Source organism: Pseudomonas sp. NPDC087804 (genome assembly GCF_044742965.1).
In the GTDB taxonomy this organism is placed as follows: domain Bacteria; phylum Pseudomonadota; class Gammaproteobacteria; order Pseudomonadales; family Pseudomonadaceae; genus Aquipseudomonas; species Aquipseudomonas rustica.
In genome coordinates this window covers 106,121-120,730 of sequence record NZ_JBIUVN010000004.1, presented here as the reverse complement: position 1 = coordinate 120,730, position 14,610 = coordinate 106,121, and the positions used below count along the sequence as shown (strand labels likewise).

Below are 14,610 nucleotides of genomic sequence, written 5' to 3'. Positions count from 1 at the left end.
CCTTCAATCCTCGACCACCCAGGTGTCCTTGGTTCCGCCGCCCTGTGATGAATTCACCACCAGCGAGCCTTCGCGCAGCGCCACACGGGTCAAACCGCCGGGCACCACGCGGGTTTCGCGACCAGACAAGACAAACGGGCGCAAATCGATATGGCGCGGCGCAATGCCGTTTTCGACAAAGGTCGGACAGGTCGACAGCGACAACGTCGGTTGCGCGATGTACGCGTGGGGTTTGGCCTTGATGCGTTCGCGGAAAGCATCGATTTCCGCTTTCGTCGACGCCGGCCCCACCAGCATTCCGTAACCGCCAGAGCCTTGGGTTTCCTTGACCACCAGATCTGGAAGATTGGCCAGCACGTGGGAAAGTTCAGACGGGTTGCGGCATTGCCAGGTCGGCACGTTTTTCAGGATCGGTTCTTCGTCGAGATAGAAACGGATCATGTCGGTGACAAACGGGTACACCGATTTGTCGTCCGCCACGCCGGTGCCGATGGCATTGGCCAACACGACGTTGCCGGAGCGATAGGACGACAGCAGCCCCGGCACGCCGAGCATTGAGTCCGGGTTGAACGCCAATGGATCGAGGAAGGCGTCGTCGAGGCGGCGGTAAATCACGTCCACTGCTTTCGGGCCGTCGGTGGTGCGCATGAAGACTTTGTCGTCACGCACGAACAGATCCGCGCCTTCGACCAATTCAACGCCCATTTCCCGCGCAAGAAACGCGTGTTCGAAGAACGCACTGTTGAAGCGCCCCGGCGTCAGCACCACCACACTCGGATCATCAATCGGACTGGAGCTTTTCAGCGTGTCGAGCAACAGGTTCGGGTAGTGATCGATCGGGGCGATGCGTTGCGCGGCGAACAACTCCGGGAACAATCGCATCATCATTTTGCGATCTTCGAGCATGTAGCTGACGCCGCTCGGCGTACGCAGATTGTCTTCGAGCACGTAATACGTGCCGTCGCCATCGCGCACCAGATCGACGCCGGAAATGTGCGAATAGATATCGCGGTGCAGATCCAGGCCTTGCATTGCCAACTGATATTGCTCGTTGGCCAGCACCTGCTCGGCGGGAATGATCCCGGCCTTGATGATGCGTTGTTCGTGATAAAGGTCGGCGAGAAACATGTTCAGCGCTTTGACGCGCTGAATGCAGCCGCGCTCGACGATCCGCCATTCACTGGCGGGGATGCTGCGCGGAATGGTGTCGAAAGGAATCAGCCGCTCGGTGCCCTGCTCGTCGCCGTAGAGCGTGAAAGTAATGCCGGCGCGATGGAACAGCAGATCGGCCTCGCGTCGCCGTTGGGCCAGCAGCTCGTCAGGCGTGTCGGCCAGCCATCGGGCGAACTCCCGATAATGCGGGCGAACCTGGCCGCCGGCATCGTACATTTCATCAAAATAGGTGCGGATCATGCCGTACTCCTTGTCACCCGGACATACAGGCCTTCGCAAGGCCCGTGCCATCGGCATAAACGCTTTGATTTCAATCGGTTGGATATTCGCGCCGCAGGCGCCGCACCATTCCTGTGCGGCAAATGCCCCAACCTGATTGCCCCCGCTTCATTGCGACGCACTGCATCGCCTATTAGCAGCATAGTCAGAGTTGATTTCACTGCCCGGGATCGGCTGCGGATAATCCGCGCATTCGCTGCCAAACTTCGCCGCTCCCCGCACCGCGAAGTGGTCAGCTCAATTGATTGGGATTGCCCCGGCAGCCCGCCAAGCCTTAACCCTGACCGGTTTCCTCTCCTTATCGGTCTTCCCTTTTAGCCACCCTCTCCGGTGGCTTTTTTTTGCCTTTTGGAAATGTTTTGAAAGTAAAAGCAAAAGATCGCAGCCTTCGGCAGCTCCTACATGAATCTGTGTAGGAGCTGCCGAAGGCTGCGATCTTTTGATCTTCTATCTATAAATATTCAATTCAACCGGTGGCGGCTACGCACCTCCTGTTTCACGCCCCACCCTTCGATTATTCCGCCCAAAGGCTCGACCACCGCCGAAAAGCCCTGCTCGAAATCGCCGATATCGTCATACGTCGCGTACATCACTTTGCTTAATTCCAGCGCCCACGCACCGTCATCACGCACGCTGACCTGGGCATTGATGGATTCACCGCGAAATTTGCCTGCTGCCCTGCGCGCCCGCTCCTCGTCCGGGAAAATCGCGTAGAACTCGATGGGATGGAATCGGGAAAAATCGAAACCGCCTTCTTTCATGCGGCGCAGAACATTGCTGCTGATGTCTTCTTGATAGGCTGTGCTCATGAATCGTCCCCCTCGCATAGATGGATAGACTTTCCGTATTCCCGCCCCGGGCCTTTGGCCAAAGTACTGCGACAACGTCGTTGAACGCGGGAAACAAGCATGTAGCTGACAAGACCAGACCTTAGCGATCCGTTCGCTGATCTCGCTTGCAGAGTAGCCCCAAGATAGAGCTGCTGCCAAGGCCTGGTGGTGAAGGTGACAAGAAGAATGTCAGATAGGGGTGATGCTGCGGATTTCGATGCTGTTCTGGGTTTTCAGACTTTTCACGCCAGCATCGGCGGTGCGCCCTTCCAGATCGTTGAGATCCAGCTCGGCGGCCACGGGCAGGAGCCGTGCCTTGATCAGTTGTGCGGCCTCATCGTCACTGGGGCATTCCGCACGTTCGAACACCTCATCGACAATTTCACCATGATCGTCCACGAAAGTGACTTTCCACTTTTGCATCGGTGCCTCCTCGATCAAACCCGCAAATGGGCTTACAACTATCTCGACTGTTTACGCAGAAAGTTGGTTCAAAAGGATTACAGCGGACGAAGATGAAAAAAACGACATTTTAGGCGCGGGCGAAAAATTGGGGAGAAAACCATTGTGGTGAGGGGATTTATCTGTGGCGAGGGGATTTATCCCCGATGGGATGCGAAGCGTCCCCAAAACCATCCAACGCGATCCATCAGGCAGACCGCGTTGGCCGGGTTTACGACTGCTGCGCAGCCGGTCGGGGATAAATCCCCTCGCCACAGGGGATTCATACACAAATGAAAAATGGTGCGATCAGTCGTTGCTTGGCTTGTTGATCGCCTGCAGCACGTACTGCGGCAAGGCAAACGCGCCGATGTGGATTTCCGGGTTGTAGTAGCGGGTGACGATGCCGCTGCCGATGAAGCGCTGTTGCAGGGTTTCACGGCTGAGCTTGCGGTAGGCCGGGTTGGTCGAGCCCCAAGCGAAGGTCATCGAACCGCCGATGTAGGTCGGTACGGCAGCTTGATAGAAGTGCCAGTCCGGGAACAGGCTTTTCAGGCGACCGGCGGTGGTTTTCACTTCGTCGATCTGCATGAACGGCGTGCCGTTCTGGGTCACGAGGATGCCGCCTTCGTTCAGGCAGCGGTGGCAGGCCTGATAGAAGTTCTCCGAGAACAGCACTTCGCCCGGGCCGATCGGGTCGGTGGAGTCGGAGATGATCACGTCGAATTTTTCCGTGGTGGTGGCGACGAAACGCATGCCGTCGTCGATCACCAGGTTCAGACGTGGATCGTCGTAAGCGCCGCTGGAGTGGTTCGGCAGGAATTCTTTGCACATGTCGACCACGGTGCCGTCGATCTCGACCATGGTGATGTGTTCAACGCCGGCGTGCTTGGTCACTTCGCGCAACATGCCGCCGTCACCGCCGCCGATGATCAGCACGCGCTTGGCGCTGCCGTGGGCGAGGATCGGCACGTGGGTGAGCATTTCGTGGTAGATGAATTCGTCGGCTTCGGTGGTCTGGATCACGCCGTCCAGCGCCATCACGCGGCCCATGCGCGGGTTCTGGAAGATCACCAGATGCTGATGTTCGGTGCGCACTTCGTGCAGCAGTTTTTCCATGCGAAAACGCTGGCCGTAGCCTTCGTAGAGGGTTTCCAGGTACTCGCTGGTTTTGGTGACGGTCATGGTCAAGTGCTCCGATGAATGCGCGGGCGCCAATCGTGGGGACGATTGCCCGGGAAAGGCGCGCATTCTACGTTGCCGAAGATGACAGGTCGAACCTCACAACCACAATCCCTGTAGGAGCTGCCGCAGGCTGCGATCTTTTGATCTTGTTTTTTACAATCAACATCAAAAGATCGCAGCCTTCGGCAGCTCCTACAGGGGTATTGCGGTGTTAGCTGGTTAGATCCGGACGTTACCGCGTGGCCCGGCGATTGCCCAGATGATCAGGCCCAGTACCGGCAGGAGGATGATCAGCAGCACCCAGACGATTTTCATCCCGGTGGTCGCGCCGCTTTTCAGCACATTGATGATGGCCCAGATGTCGAGGGCGAGGATGATCAGGCCGATCAGACCGTTGAACGTGGAACCCATGGTGTCGCTCCAGAATAGTGGCATGCACTTTTAGGATAGACGGTCGCGCGCAGGGTTCCCTTTTATTGCACTCAGACGTGAACGGCGATCTTCAACGCCTCCAGCGCGGGTGCAGCCGTGATGCCGACTTCGGCGCACAGTTCCAGCACGCGCGGCACGTCGTTGCCGAAGACCAGCACCATTTGCAGCTCGTCGTCGAGCAACTGGCTGAAGTTCATCAGCGTGTAACCGCCGTTTTCCTTGTTCATGCTGCTCATCTGCACCTGAATGCGGTTGAGCGCGGTCAGGGCTTCGGTTTTCGCCAGTTGCTTGGGCTTGAGATTGAAATCCACGCCCGGGCCGAACGAGGCGACGATCTGCGCGAACAGGTCAACGTAGGTGTCTGCCTGGAACAACACGGTTTCCGGCAGGCTGCCGACGACGACCCACTCGCCCAACGGGATCGGGAAGGTGTCGTCGTAGTTGATGTCCGGGTTGGCTGCCAGGAAGGCGTCGGCATCGGCGTAGGCTTGCGCCGCTTCATCGGCCACTTTCAGGATCTCGTCCTCGGCCATGCAGCCGGAGCTGATTTTGCTGATGAGTTCGACGAGTGCGGCTTTCATGAGGGCGGATCCTGTGGAAGGTGAAATTTGAGGGCGCGGAGGATAGCGCACAACGCAAAAGATCGCAGCCTGCGGTGGGTTCAGTGTAGGAGCTGCCGCAGGCTGCGATCTTTTGATCTTTCAAGCCAACAATTTTTCCAACTGCGCCGTGGTATCGACCGCGCCCATGGTGCGCGCCGCGTCCAGCGCCGTTGCGCCGTTGGCGTCCTTGGCCTGCGCGTTGGCACCTTTGCCGAGCAGGTAATCGACGATCTCTACACGGTTAAACATCGCCGCCATCATCAGCGCCGTCCGGCCATCAAACGACGAACCTTCGATCTCGGCACCCGCCTCGACCAACGCCTTGACCACGGCCAGATCACCTTTAAATGCCGCCCCGGCAATCGGGCTCTGGCCGTTGCCATTGCGCATTTCCGGATCGGCTTTGTGTTTAAGCAGCACATTCACCGCGTCGATATGGCCGTAGTAACTGGCGAGCATCAGCAGCGTGTCGCCCTTGCTGTTCTTCAAGTTGACCGGCAAACCGGCGCTGACCAGGCGATCAAGCATCTCGGCATCACCGTCGCGCGCCTTGTTGAAAACCTGCTCGGTGAATTCGGCGGCTTCTTCAGGGGTCATCTGGCGGCTTTGTTCGGACATGGGCAACTCCACTTTCGGTCAATCGGAAAGCCGACAGTTTCCCGAGCGCGAGGAAAACTGTCACCCCCTTTTTCTCAAGTCGGCCTATAGCCAGATCAATAACGATGCTTGCCCTGATAAATGCCCGCCAATATTTCATCGGTCACGCGAACGTAAGTCTGCGTACCGGGCAGCCATGCGTAAATCGGGTCATCGCCCGTCTGGCCGGGGTCGAAGCCTTCATTCTTCAGGCGGGTTTTCTGGTATTTGAACGTCCCCGTGGTTTCCATCTTCACCTTCACCCGCAGGAACAGCGGCACCGCGTACGCCGGCATGCGCTCCCGAGCAAACGTCAGTAACTCGGCGAAATCCAGGGTCGCGAGGGATTCCGCCGGCGTAATCGCCGCCATGCCGGCGCGGCCGTTGGTGTTGCGGATTTCCACGCCATAGGCCACCGCTTCAGAGATGTGCGGATGTTGCAGCAGCAGGTTTTCAACCTCGGTGGTCGAGACGTTTTCGCCCTTCCAGCGATAGGTGTCACCGAGTCGATCAACAAATTGCGCATGACCGAAACCGATGTTGCGCAGCAGATCGCCGGTATTGAAGAATCGGTCACCTTTGGCAAACACATCCTGCAGTACAACTTTGGCGGTTTTCTGTGGATCGGTGTAACCGTCCAGCGGCGCTTTCTCGTCGATCCGCGCCAGCAACAGGCCCTGCTCGCCTTTTTCGACCTTGCGCATAAAGCCGTTGTCGCTGCGCAGAGGCTCACCGCTGTCGTGATCGTAAGCCACCAACTCCCAGGCCATCAGCGAAAAACCGATGGTGTTGTCGAAGTTGAGGATATTGGTGAAGCCGATATTGCCGTCGCTGGCCGCGTACAGCTCACAGATGTGATCCACCGCAAAGCGCGTTTTGAACTCGGCCCAGGCGCCGGGGCGCAAACCGTTGCCGATCATCTTGCGCACGTCGTGGCGGTTGTCGTCGGCGCTGGCCGGTTGATCGACCAGATAGCGGCACAATTCGCCGACGTAACCAATGGTGGTGGCGCGATAGCGGCGCACGTCGTTCCAGAACTGACTGGCGCTGAATTTACGCCGAATCGCGAAGCCTGAAGCGCCGTTGACCGCCGAGCCCCAGCACACGCAGAGGCCGGTGGCGTGGTACAGCGGCAAGGTGCAATAGACGACGTCGTCGGGGCCCATGTTGAGGGCGATCATGCCGAAGCTGGCGGAGCTGCGCATCCAGCGCCCGTGCTTGAACACCCCGGCCTTCGGCAGCCCGGTGGTGCCGGAGGTGTAGATGTAGAAACACGGGTCGTCGAAGAAGATCTGCTGGCTGCTCGGCGGATTTTCGCTGGAGGCGTCGGCACTGGCGCTGATCAGATTGACGAAGCCATCGGGCGCAATGCCCGGATGGCTGTAAGTGTCCTGATCGGCGACAAACCAGGTGCGCGGCGCGGTGATTGCCACTTGCTCGCGCACCGCTGAATAAGCCGCAACCAGCTCTTCGCCAACGACAATCGCTACCGGTGCTACCAGATTAATGCTGTGGATCAGCGTGTCGCGGGTCTGCGACGTGTTCAGCAGCGCACTGACGGCGCCGACCTTGGCCAACGCCAAAATCGTCACCAGCAACTCCGGACGGTTCTCGATAAACACCGCGACCACGTCGCCCTTGCCGATGCCCTGCCCGTTCAGATAGTGAGCGATACGGTTGGCCCACTGGTTGACTTGTGAGTACGTCAGCGCCACGTCGCCGTGCAATAGCGCCGGGCCGTCGGGGTTGCGCAGGGTTGCTTGTTCGAACGTCCAGCCAAGGCCACAGCTTTGGGTCGGATCCGTGACATTGGCCACCTTCATGCCTTTGACCACCCGCGGGATGGCTTTGGCAATCATCGGCAGTTTGCGGAGCATCATGCTCCAGGTAATCGTGTCGCTTGGCGCGTGACGCATGGAAGCTCCCCGTTCGACCTTGGCGTGCAGGTCGATGTTTTTATTTTTCGGGCTGTGCCTTGAAGCAACCGGCGCATTCGAGCGCCGGTCGAGATCGAAAATACGTCAGCGCTTCTCAGGCTGTACACGCGGTTTTTGCAATGTTTTGTATCCGCTGACGTGGCGGGCGCGGAGCTGATCTCCGGGTCAGCGTTTGGTTCCGTAGAAATGATCACGATCCCGCAAAATGCAGGATGCACGATGGCCACTCATGCAGATTGCACGACGCCCTGAAAAACTACAATTTTCAAGTTATTGATTTATAACGATATTTTTTAAATCAAATGCTGGCACAAACTCTGCAACCTCCTCTGCATGCTTGCCATTCAAGTGCATACGGAGCTGAAAGACATGAGCCTGATCCAAGAGAAATTTACCTCCCTGTTCTCCAACTTCGACGTCACCACCGCGCCACGTCCTGATGGCGGGATCCTGCTGACTCTGCGCAGCAGCGACGGCAAAGTGTTCAAACGCGCACTGACTTATCAACAACTGCATGCCGGCGACCAACTGTCGTGGGCGATCAGCGCGATCCGTCGTGACCTGGCAGAACAAGCCAGTGAGCTGCCGCAAATCGGCATGCTGCAAAGCCAACAGCGTTTTGCCCTGCCGACGTATCACTCGCTGTAATTTGTAAAACGCTTTAAACAAAACAGGCCGTGGAGCTCACGCTTCACGGCCTGTTTTTTTGTGCGCGATCTCTACCGCAATCGCGCACTCTATTGCGATCGCGATCTCAACTACGATCGCTAACTCTTTGTAGGAGCTGCGGAACGCTGCGATCTTTTGATCCTGATTCTAAAAACAAGATCAAAAGATCGCAGCGTTCCGCAGCTCCTACAGGGACTGTGGGTTAGAAGGCTTCGGGTTCTATTCCGGTGAAGGTGTCGACGGTGATGTGGTTGCCCAGCTCGCCGCCTTCGCGGGCCAGGCCGCAGGTTTGCAGGCCGGCGGCTTGTGCGGCGTCGAGTTCTTCGACGATGTCCGAGAGGAATAAAATTTCCTCGGGCGCGACGCCGATGGCTTGCTGAATGTTGGTGTAAGACTGCGCCTCACGCTTGGGCCCCGACGTGGTGTCGAAATACCCGCTGAACAGCGGCGTCAAATCCCCCGCCTCGGAACAACCGAAAATCAGCTTCTGCGCCTGAATCGACCCCGACGAATACACAAACAGTTGATAACCCGCCGCATGCCAGCGTTGCAGCGCTTCAACCGCGTCCGGGTAAACGTGCCCTTTCAACTGCCCGGCGTGATAACCCTGCGCCCAGACCATGCCTTGCAAGGCCTTGAGCGGCGTGGCTTTGCGGTCTTCCTCGATCCAGCTCAGCAGAATTTCAACGACCCGCTCAACATCGGCCTGCGGCGCATTGCTGTCACGGCGCACGGCGTCGAGTTGCTCGGCGACATCGGCACGTTCGGCGTTCTGCCGCACAAAGTCCGGCAAATGTTTGGCCGCGTACGGAAACAACACGTCGAAAACGAAACTCACCGCGCTGGTGGTGCCTTCGATGTCAGTGACAATGGCTTTGATCGACATCGAATCAGTCCTCCAGTCGCGGGAAACGGCCAGCGATGTCTTCGCCAGTGAAGTTGGCAACCCAGCCTTCAGGGTTGTTGAACAGGCGGATCGCGACAAAGTGCGGATGCTCGCCCATGTCGAACCAGTGTTTGGTGCCGGCCGGTACCGAGATCAGATCATTCTTCTCGCAGAGTACGGCGTAGACGTAATCGTCGATGTGCAGGGTAAACAGCCCACGGCCGGCGACGAAAAATCGTACTTCGTCTTCGCCATGCCGATGTTCTTCGAGGAACTTGGCGCGCAATTCGGCTTTTTGCGGGTGATCGCTGTTCAGGCTGATCACGTCGACGGTGATGTAACCGCGCTCGGTCATCAGTCGGTCAATCTGCTCTTTATAAGCGCTGATCACTTCTTCCTGGGTAGCGCCGGGCTGGATCTTGGCGGCGGCTTGCCAGCGGTCGAAGCGCACGCCCTGCTCGGCCAGGGTCGAGGCGATGTCTTCAAAGTGGGTCAGCACTTTGTTGGGAATGTCGGGGCTGGAGACGTGATAGACGGACAGGCTGCTCATTGGGGCAATTCCTCGGTATCGGCCTTGCCATCCGGTTCTTGCAGACCGGTCGGGCACAGCATTTCATCAGGCAAATGGGCTACTTCTGGTGAAGTCAGCCTTGGCGGTTCATGACGCTGCGGGTTTTCAACTCGCATTCAAACAGAAATTCAAAGGCCTCGATCTGGCGCAGCGCGTCGTTCATCTGCGCGCCCCAGGTGTAGAGGCCGTGGCCGCGAATCAGATAGCCGACGCAATCAGGGTGGGCGTCGAGCCAAGGCTGCACCTTGGCGGCGAGGCGCGCAATGTCCTGGTCGTTGTCGAAAATCGGCACGCGCACCCGCGATTCGTGGGTCGAGATGCCGCTGAAGGCCTTTTGCAGTTCGTAATCTTCGAACTCGATAAAGTCTTCCGGCGTCAGGCGCGACAGCACCGTGGCGTTGACCGAATGGGTGTGCAGCACCGCGCCGATCTCCGGCCGCCAGCTATACAGCTGAGTGTGCAGCAGGGTTTCGGCGGACGGTTTTTTGCCCGGCTCCAGGCTATTGCCGGAAAGGTCGGTGGCAAGCACATCGTCCAGACCCAACTGGCCCTTGTGCTTGCCGGACACGGTCAGCAGCGCTTCACTCGGCGACAGACGCGTCGAGTAATTGCTGCTGGTGGCCGGCGACCAGCCGCGACCATAAAGAAAACGCCCGGCGTCGACGATTTGCTGGGCGAGCTGTTCACGCGTAAGGCTCATGGCCTGTCCTCTTGCATACGTGTGGCAATGATAACGGCAGCAGCGAGCGCCGCGAGACTGGCAATACTAAAGGTCAATGTTGCGCCGAGGGCATTCCAGCTGTAACCGGAATACAACGCGCCCATCGCGCCGCCGGTGCCGGCCAGCGCGGCGTACAGCGCTTGGCCCTGCCCTTGCTGGCGCGCGCCGAAGCTACGTTGCACGAAGGCGATGGCAGCGGCGTGAAAACTGCCGAAGGTCGCCGCGTGCAGAACCTGCGCGAACAACAGCACCCAGAGAAACTCGGCGAACGAACCTAGCAGCAACCAGCGCAGCGCCGCCAGCAGAAAACTCGCCAGCAATACGCGGCGCAGGGAAAACCGCGCAAGAATCCGGCTCATCGCCATAAACATCAGCACTTCGGCGACCACGCCCACGGCCCAGAGCATGCCGATGGTGCCGCGCGTGTAACCAAGTCGTTCGAGGTGCAAGGTCAGAAAGGTGTAATACGGGCCGTGGCTCATCTGCATCAGCGCGACGCAGCCATAAAACGCCAGCACGCCGGGATTGCGCAGTTGTTTGAGGAACCCTTCGCCGCTCGGCCGATTGCCTTGCGGCGGTTGCGCGTTCGGCACCCACAGACTGCTGAGGACGATGCCGGCCATGATCAGCACCAGCGCCGCCGGGTAGATGTCGAGGCTCAGCCATTCGAACAGACGACCGAGCACCACCACGGTGATGATGAAACCGATCGAGCCCCACAAACGAATCTGGCTGTAACGCGAGGTTTGCCCCTGCAAATGCGCGAGGGTGATGACTTCGAATTGCGGCAGCACCGCGTGCCAGAAGAATGCGTGCAGCGCCATGACCATTGCCAGCCAGGCGTAGGTTTTGCTGACGAAAATCAACGAGAAGGTCAGCAGCGTACACACGGCGCCGAAGCGCACGATCGCCAGACGTTTGCCGGTGTAGTCGCCGAGCCAGCCCCAGATGTTCGGCGCCACGCAGCGCATCAGCATCGGGATGGCCACCAGTTCACCGATTCGCGCCGGACTGAAACCGAGGTGATCGAAGTACAGCGCCAGAAACGGCGCAGTCGAACCAAGCAAGGCGAAATAGAACAGGTAGAAACTGGACAGCCGCCAGTAAGGGAGGGCCGCCACGCCAGTTATGCCGCGACGGCTTTAGAGCCTGCCATCAAAGCTGACCCAGCACCGGCGTGCTCACGCGCACATCGGCGTTCTGCCCACGGTGACGCAGCAGATGATCCATCAACACGATGGCCATCATCGCTTCGGCAATCGGCGTGGCGCGGATGCCGACGCACGGGTCGTGACGGCCCTTGGTGATGACGTCGACCGGGTTGCCGTGGATATCGATCGAACGGCCCGGGGTGGTGATGCTCGACGTTGGTTTCAACGCGAGATGGGCAACGATCGGCTGACCGGAGGAAATGCCGCCGAGGATGCCGCCGGCATTGTTGCTGAGGAAACCTTGCGGGGTCATTTCATCGCGGTGCTCAGTGCCGCGTTGGGCGACCGAGGCGAAACCGGCGCCGATTTCCACGCCTTTGACCGCGTTGATGCTCATCAGCGCGTGGGCCAGTTCAGCGTCGAGACGGTCGAAAATCGGCTCGCCCAGACCCGGCATCACGCCTTCGGCGACGACGGTGATCTTCGCCCCGACCGAGTCCTGATCGCGGCGCAATTGATCCATGTAGGCTTCCAGCTCCGGGACTTTGTCCGGATCGGGGCTGAAGAAGGCGTTCTCTTCCACCGAATCCCAGGTCTTGAACGGGATTTCGATCGGGCCGAGCTGGCTCATGTAGCCACGGATGACGATGCCTTGGCTGGCCAGGTATTTCTTCGCGATTGCACCCGCCGCCACGCGCATTGCGGTTTCGCGCGCCGAGCTGCGGCCACCGCCACGGTAGTCGCGCTCGCCGTATTTGTGGTGGTAGGTGTAGTCGGCGTGGGCCGGGCGGAACAGATCCTTGATCGCCGAGTAGTCCTTGGACTTCTGGTCGGTGTTGCGGATCAGCAGGCCGATCGAGCAACCGGTGGTGCGCCCTTCGAACACGCCGGAAAGGATTTCGACTTCGTCGGCTTCCTGGCGCTGGGTGGTGTGGCGGCTGGTACCGGGCTTGCGGCGATCGAGGTCGCGCTGCAGGTCTTCGAGGGAGATCTCCAGGCCCGGCGGGCAGCCGTCGACAATGGCGACCAACGCCGGACCATGGCTTTCGCCAGCGGTGGTGACAGTGAACAACTTGCCGTAGGTATTGCCGGACATGCAGGACGCTCCGTGAAATCAAACCCAAATTCGTGATGCGCGCCAGTATACGCAGGCTAACCGAGTAGTTCATCCTCGAACCTTAGCGGTGTTGGCGAGTCCAACCGGCACCTTGACCAATGATGGCGTGATGATGCTGCGAGTTTTGCTCTTGAGTCTTACCTTGTTTACGGGCTTTGCCCAAGCGACGGTCTTACAACGCCCGGTCACTCTGGATACCGGCAGCGGCGAACTTTTCGGCTCGCTGTTGCTGCCAAAGTCCGACAAGGCTGTGCCGGTTGTCCTGATCATTTCCGGCTCCGGCCCTACAGACCGCGACGGAAACAACCCCGACGGCGGGCGCAACGACAGCCTTAAACGGCTGGCGTGGGTGCTGGCCAAACACAACATCGCCAGCGTGCGTTACGACAAACGTGGAGTGGCCGCGAGCCTGCCGGCGACGCCCGACGAGCGCAATTTGTCGATCGAATCTTATGCCGCCGATGCCGTGGCGTGGGGACAGAAGCTCAAGGCTGATCCGCGCTTCGGCCCGCTGATTCTGCTCGGTCACAGTGAAGGCGCGTTGATCGCCAGCCTCGCCGCGCCGAAAGTCGATGCGGCGGCGGTGATCTCTCTGTCGGGGAGTGCCCGACCGGTCGATCAAGTCATTCGTGAACAACTGGCACGCAGCCTGCCGCCCGCGTTGATGCTGCGCAGTAACGAGCTGCTCGACAGCCTCAAGGCCGGTCGCACCGATGACAACGTGCCGCAGCCGTTGCAGGTGATCTTCCGCCCGAGCGTGCAGCCGTATCTGATTTCGCTTTTCCGTCAAGATCCAGCGCAAGACTTCGCGCAATTGAAAATGCCGGCGCTGATCATTCAGGGCACGAACGATATTCAAGTCAGCGTTGACGATGCCAAGCGGCTCAAGGCTGCCAAACCGGATGCCGAACTGGTGGTGATCGAGGGCATGAACCACGTGTTGCGCATTGTGCATAACGACATGAAGCGGCAATTGGCCTCCTACAAGGATCCAAACTTGCCACTCGCGGCAGAGTTAGGCGCGACAATCCTCAGTTTTATTGACGGACTTCGCACCCGTTAAACGCTTTTGCCCTCCAGTACCGCAAAACACGGCCGATAAGCCTTTGTCGCCAGCGCAACGGCTGGCGACAAGCAGGGCTTGGACAGGATCTCGCCGTTATGACTGATACCCAGACTTCACCCGACACCGCCGCTGAAAAAGACGCACCGCCAGCGGCCGAGCTGCCGTGGGCGGACGTCCACGTCGAGCACCACAAGATGCTCCGCCTGGCCCCGCTGCAGACCGACCGCAACACCGGCGGGCGGCCACTGCGCTTTGTCGAATTCGGTTACGCCGAGCGCAACAGCAAAGAAATCAGCCTGATGCGCATGGCGATCAAACTGCCGGGCCAGCGAGTTCGCAAAGAGCAAAATCAATTGGACGTGTGGGTTGATCACGCGACCAAGCGTGTGCATTTCGGCCCGGACAGCGGCTTGCAGATCGAACCGTTGAACCGTGGCATCGGCCGTTACATGGCCGCGCAAGGCATCAATTGGGCGAAGAAGCGCTGGCCGACCTACACCGTCGACGGCATGGATTTGAACAACAAGGACGCGTTGAACGAAGACACGCGCCTGCGTCGCGATCATTTCCTGCGCGTGCACGGCTTTGATGTGGTCTACGCCGATGCCCAGCATTTGAAGGGCAGCGTCAAGGAAGTGCAGGTCGGCGATTTGCTCGGCGACTGGAACAGCGAGAAGCTGCAGATCGTCGAGATTCTTGAAGCGGCGCAGATGCTCCAGCAGGCTGAGCAGAATCTGGCTGAGCAGGAAGTGAAGCTGAAGAAGCAGGAAGAGAAAGTCGGCAAGTTCAAGCGTGAAGACGCCGGGTTGCGCTTTACGATTACTTGTCTGGTGGCGTTTGCGGTGTTTCAGGCGGGGTTGTTGATCTGGATTGCGACGCACCGGTAGATCAAAAGATCGCAGCCTGCGGCAGCT

16 protein-coding genes are annotated in these 14,610 nt (G+C 59.0%); 3 read left to right on the top strand and 13 right to left on the bottom strand.

Annotated features, from left to right (window positions below; genetic code table 11):
• Positions 1 to 3: 3 nt before the first annotated feature.
• From ACIOMO_RS10470 to ACIOMO_RS10435, 8 genes are all read right to left on the bottom strand, one after another.
• Positions 4 to 1,413 (bottom strand): circularly permuted type 2 ATP-grasp protein, encoded by a 1,410-nt coding sequence (locus ACIOMO_RS10470; protein WP_007914061.1) that lies wholly within the window; start codon positions 1,411 to 1,413, stop codon positions 4 to 6.
• Positions 1,414 to 1,913: 500 nt separating this feature from the next.
• Positions 1,914 to 2,261, bottom strand: a complete 348-nt coding sequence (locus tag ACIOMO_RS10465; RefSeq protein ID WP_008080948.1) for a ribonuclease E inhibitor RraB — start codon at positions 2,259 to 2,261, stop codon at positions 1,914 to 1,916.
• Positions 2,262 to 2,471: 210 nt separating this feature from the next.
• The gene (locus ACIOMO_RS10460) at positions 2,472 to 2,705 is read right to left on the bottom strand and encodes a hypothetical protein (protein ID WP_053118693.1); all 234 of its coding nucleotides are present in this window, start codon (positions 2,703 to 2,705) and stop codon (positions 2,472 to 2,474) included.
• Between the two features lie 327 nt (positions 2,706 to 3,032).
• Positions 3,033 to 3,908, bottom strand: coding sequence for a polyamine aminopropyltransferase (gene speE / locus ACIOMO_RS10455; protein WP_008080944.1), 876 nt, complete (start codon positions 3,906 to 3,908; stop codon positions 3,033 to 3,035).
• A gap of 219 nt (positions 3,909 to 4,127) precedes the next feature.
• The gene (locus ACIOMO_RS10450) at positions 4,128 to 4,319 is read right to left on the bottom strand and encodes a PLDc N-terminal domain-containing protein (RefSeq protein ID WP_007914053.1); all 192 of its coding nucleotides are present in this window, start codon (positions 4,317 to 4,319) and stop codon (positions 4,128 to 4,130) included.
• Between the two features lie 71 nt (positions 4,320 to 4,390).
• Positions 4,391 to 4,921, bottom strand: a complete 531-nt coding sequence (locus ACIOMO_RS10445) for a hypothetical protein (RefSeq protein WP_401240435.1) — start codon at positions 4,919 to 4,921, stop codon at positions 4,391 to 4,393.
• A 120-nt stretch (positions 4,922 to 5,041) separates the two neighbouring features.
• Positions 5,042 to 5,560 carry an ankyrin repeat domain-containing protein gene (locus ACIOMO_RS10440; protein WP_401240432.1) on the bottom strand — a complete coding sequence of 173 codons (519 nt, stop codon included), beginning with the start codon at positions 5,558 to 5,560 and terminating at the stop codon, positions 5,042 to 5,044.
• A 95-nt stretch (positions 5,561 to 5,655) separates the two neighbouring features.
• Positions 5,656 to 7,494: a long-chain-acyl-CoA synthetase gene (locus ACIOMO_RS10435; RefSeq protein ID WP_401240429.1), complete on the bottom strand. Its 1,839-nt coding sequence runs from the start codon at positions 7,492 to 7,494 to the stop codon at positions 5,656 to 5,658.
• 390 nt (positions 7,495 to 7,884) lie between these two features.
• Here ACIOMO_RS10435 and ACIOMO_RS10430 point away from each other — a divergent pair, with 390 nt between their 5' ends.
• A complete protein-coding gene (locus ACIOMO_RS10430; RefSeq protein ID WP_053118700.1) occupies positions 7,885 to 8,163 on the top strand; it encodes a DUF3509 domain-containing protein in 279 nt (92 codons plus the stop codon).
• Positions 8,164 to 8,386: 223 nt separating this feature from the next.
• Here ACIOMO_RS10430 and mtnC read toward each other — a convergent pair whose 3' ends face one another.
• The 5 genes from mtnC to aroC all read right to left on the bottom strand — a co-directional run bounded on the left by mtnC (position 8,387) and on the right by aroC (position 12,609).
• On the bottom strand, positions 8,387 to 9,070 hold the full coding sequence (gene mtnC / locus ACIOMO_RS10425; RefSeq protein ID WP_212544313.1) for an acireductone synthase: 684 nt from the start codon (positions 9,068 to 9,070) through the stop codon (positions 8,387 to 8,389).
• A 4-nt stretch (positions 9,071 to 9,074) separates the two neighbouring features.
• On the bottom strand, positions 9,075 to 9,620 hold the full coding sequence (locus tag ACIOMO_RS10420; protein WP_053118683.1) for an acireductone dioxygenase: 546 nt from the start codon (positions 9,618 to 9,620) through the stop codon (positions 9,075 to 9,077).
• A 94-nt stretch (positions 9,621 to 9,714) separates the two neighbouring features.
• A complete protein-coding gene (locus tag ACIOMO_RS10415; protein WP_034151739.1) occupies positions 9,715 to 10,341 on the bottom strand; it encodes a methylthioribulose 1-phosphate dehydratase in 627 nt (208 codons plus the stop codon).
• Positions 10,338 to 11,483, bottom strand: a complete 1,146-nt coding sequence (locus tag ACIOMO_RS10410; protein ID WP_401240426.1) for an MFS transporter — start codon at positions 11,481 to 11,483, stop codon at positions 10,338 to 10,340. The genes ACIOMO_RS10415 and ACIOMO_RS10410 overlap by 4 nt, the downstream gene beginning before the upstream one ends.
• 34 nt (positions 11,484 to 11,517) lie before the next feature.
• Positions 11,518 to 12,609, bottom strand: a complete 1,092-nt coding sequence (gene aroC / locus ACIOMO_RS10405) for a chorismate synthase (RefSeq protein ID WP_008080929.1) — start codon at positions 12,607 to 12,609, stop codon at positions 11,518 to 11,520.
• Positions 12,610 to 12,739: 130 nt separating this feature from the next.
• On the opposite strand from aroC, the gene ACIOMO_RS10400 reads away from it, so the two are divergent.
• Both ACIOMO_RS10400 and ACIOMO_RS10395 read left to right on the top strand, forming a co-directional pair.
• Complete coding sequence (locus tag ACIOMO_RS10400; protein ID WP_401240423.1) at positions 12,740 to 13,693, top strand: alpha/beta hydrolase; 954 nt, start codon at positions 12,740 to 12,742, stop codon at positions 13,691 to 13,693.
• Positions 13,694 to 13,791: 98 nt separating this feature from the next.
• The gene (locus tag ACIOMO_RS10395) at positions 13,792 to 14,583 is read left to right on the top strand and encodes a hypothetical protein (RefSeq protein WP_212544309.1); all 792 of its coding nucleotides are present in this window, start codon (positions 13,792 to 13,794) and stop codon (positions 14,581 to 14,583) included.
• Positions 14,584 to 14,610 lie beyond the last annotated feature (27 nt).

Coding starts and splice junctions, on each gene's coding strand:
- ACIOMO_RS10395 (WP_212544309.1), top strand. CDS start 13,792: ATGACTGATACCCAGACTTCACCCGACACCGCCGCTGAAAAAGACGCA.
- ACIOMO_RS10430 (WP_053118700.1), top strand. CDS start 7,885: ATGAGCCTGATCCAAGAGAAATTTACCTCCCTGTTCTCCAACTTCGAC.
- aroC (WP_008080929.1), bottom strand. CDS start 12,609: ATGTCCGGCAATACCTACGGCAAGTTGTTCACTGTCACCACCGCTGGC.
- ACIOMO_RS10470 (WP_007914061.1), bottom strand. CDS start 1,413: ATGATCCGCACCTATTTTGATGAAATGTACGATGCCGGCGGCCAGGTT.
- ACIOMO_RS10435 (WP_401240429.1), bottom strand. CDS start 7,494: ATGCGTCACGCGCCAAGCGACACGATTACCTGGAGCATGATGCTCCGC.
- ACIOMO_RS10420 (WP_053118683.1), bottom strand. CDS start 9,620: ATGAGCAGCCTGTCCGTCTATCACGTCTCCAGCCCCGACATTCCCAAC.
- ACIOMO_RS10440 (WP_401240432.1), bottom strand. CDS start 5,560: ATGTCCGAACAAAGCCGCCAGATGACCCCTGAAGAAGCCGCCGAATTC.
- ACIOMO_RS10415 (WP_034151739.1), bottom strand. CDS start 10,341: ATGAGCCTTACGCGTGAACAGCTCGCCCAGCAAATCGTCGACGCCGGG.
- speE (WP_008080944.1), bottom strand. CDS start 3,908: ATGACCGTCACCAAAACCAGCGAGTACCTGGAAACCCTCTACGAAGGC.
- ACIOMO_RS10465 (WP_008080948.1), bottom strand. CDS start 2,261: ATGAGCACAGCCTATCAAGAAGACATCAGCAGCAATGTTCTGCGCCGC.
- ACIOMO_RS10460 (WP_053118693.1), bottom strand. CDS start 2,705: ATGCAAAAGTGGAAAGTCACTTTCGTGGACGATCATGGTGAAATTGTC.
- ACIOMO_RS10400 (WP_401240423.1), top strand. CDS start 12,740: ATGATGCTGCGAGTTTTGCTCTTGAGTCTTACCTTGTTTACGGGCTTT.
- ACIOMO_RS10450 (WP_007914053.1), bottom strand. CDS start 4,319: ATGGGTTCCACGTTCAACGGTCTGATCGGCCTGATCATCCTCGCCCTC.
- mtnC (WP_212544313.1), bottom strand. CDS start 9,070: ATGTCGATCAAAGCCATTGTCACTGACATCGAAGGCACCACCAGCGCG.
- ACIOMO_RS10445 (WP_401240435.1), bottom strand. CDS start 4,921: ATGAAAGCCGCACTCGTCGAACTCATCAGCAAAATCAGCTCCGGCTGC.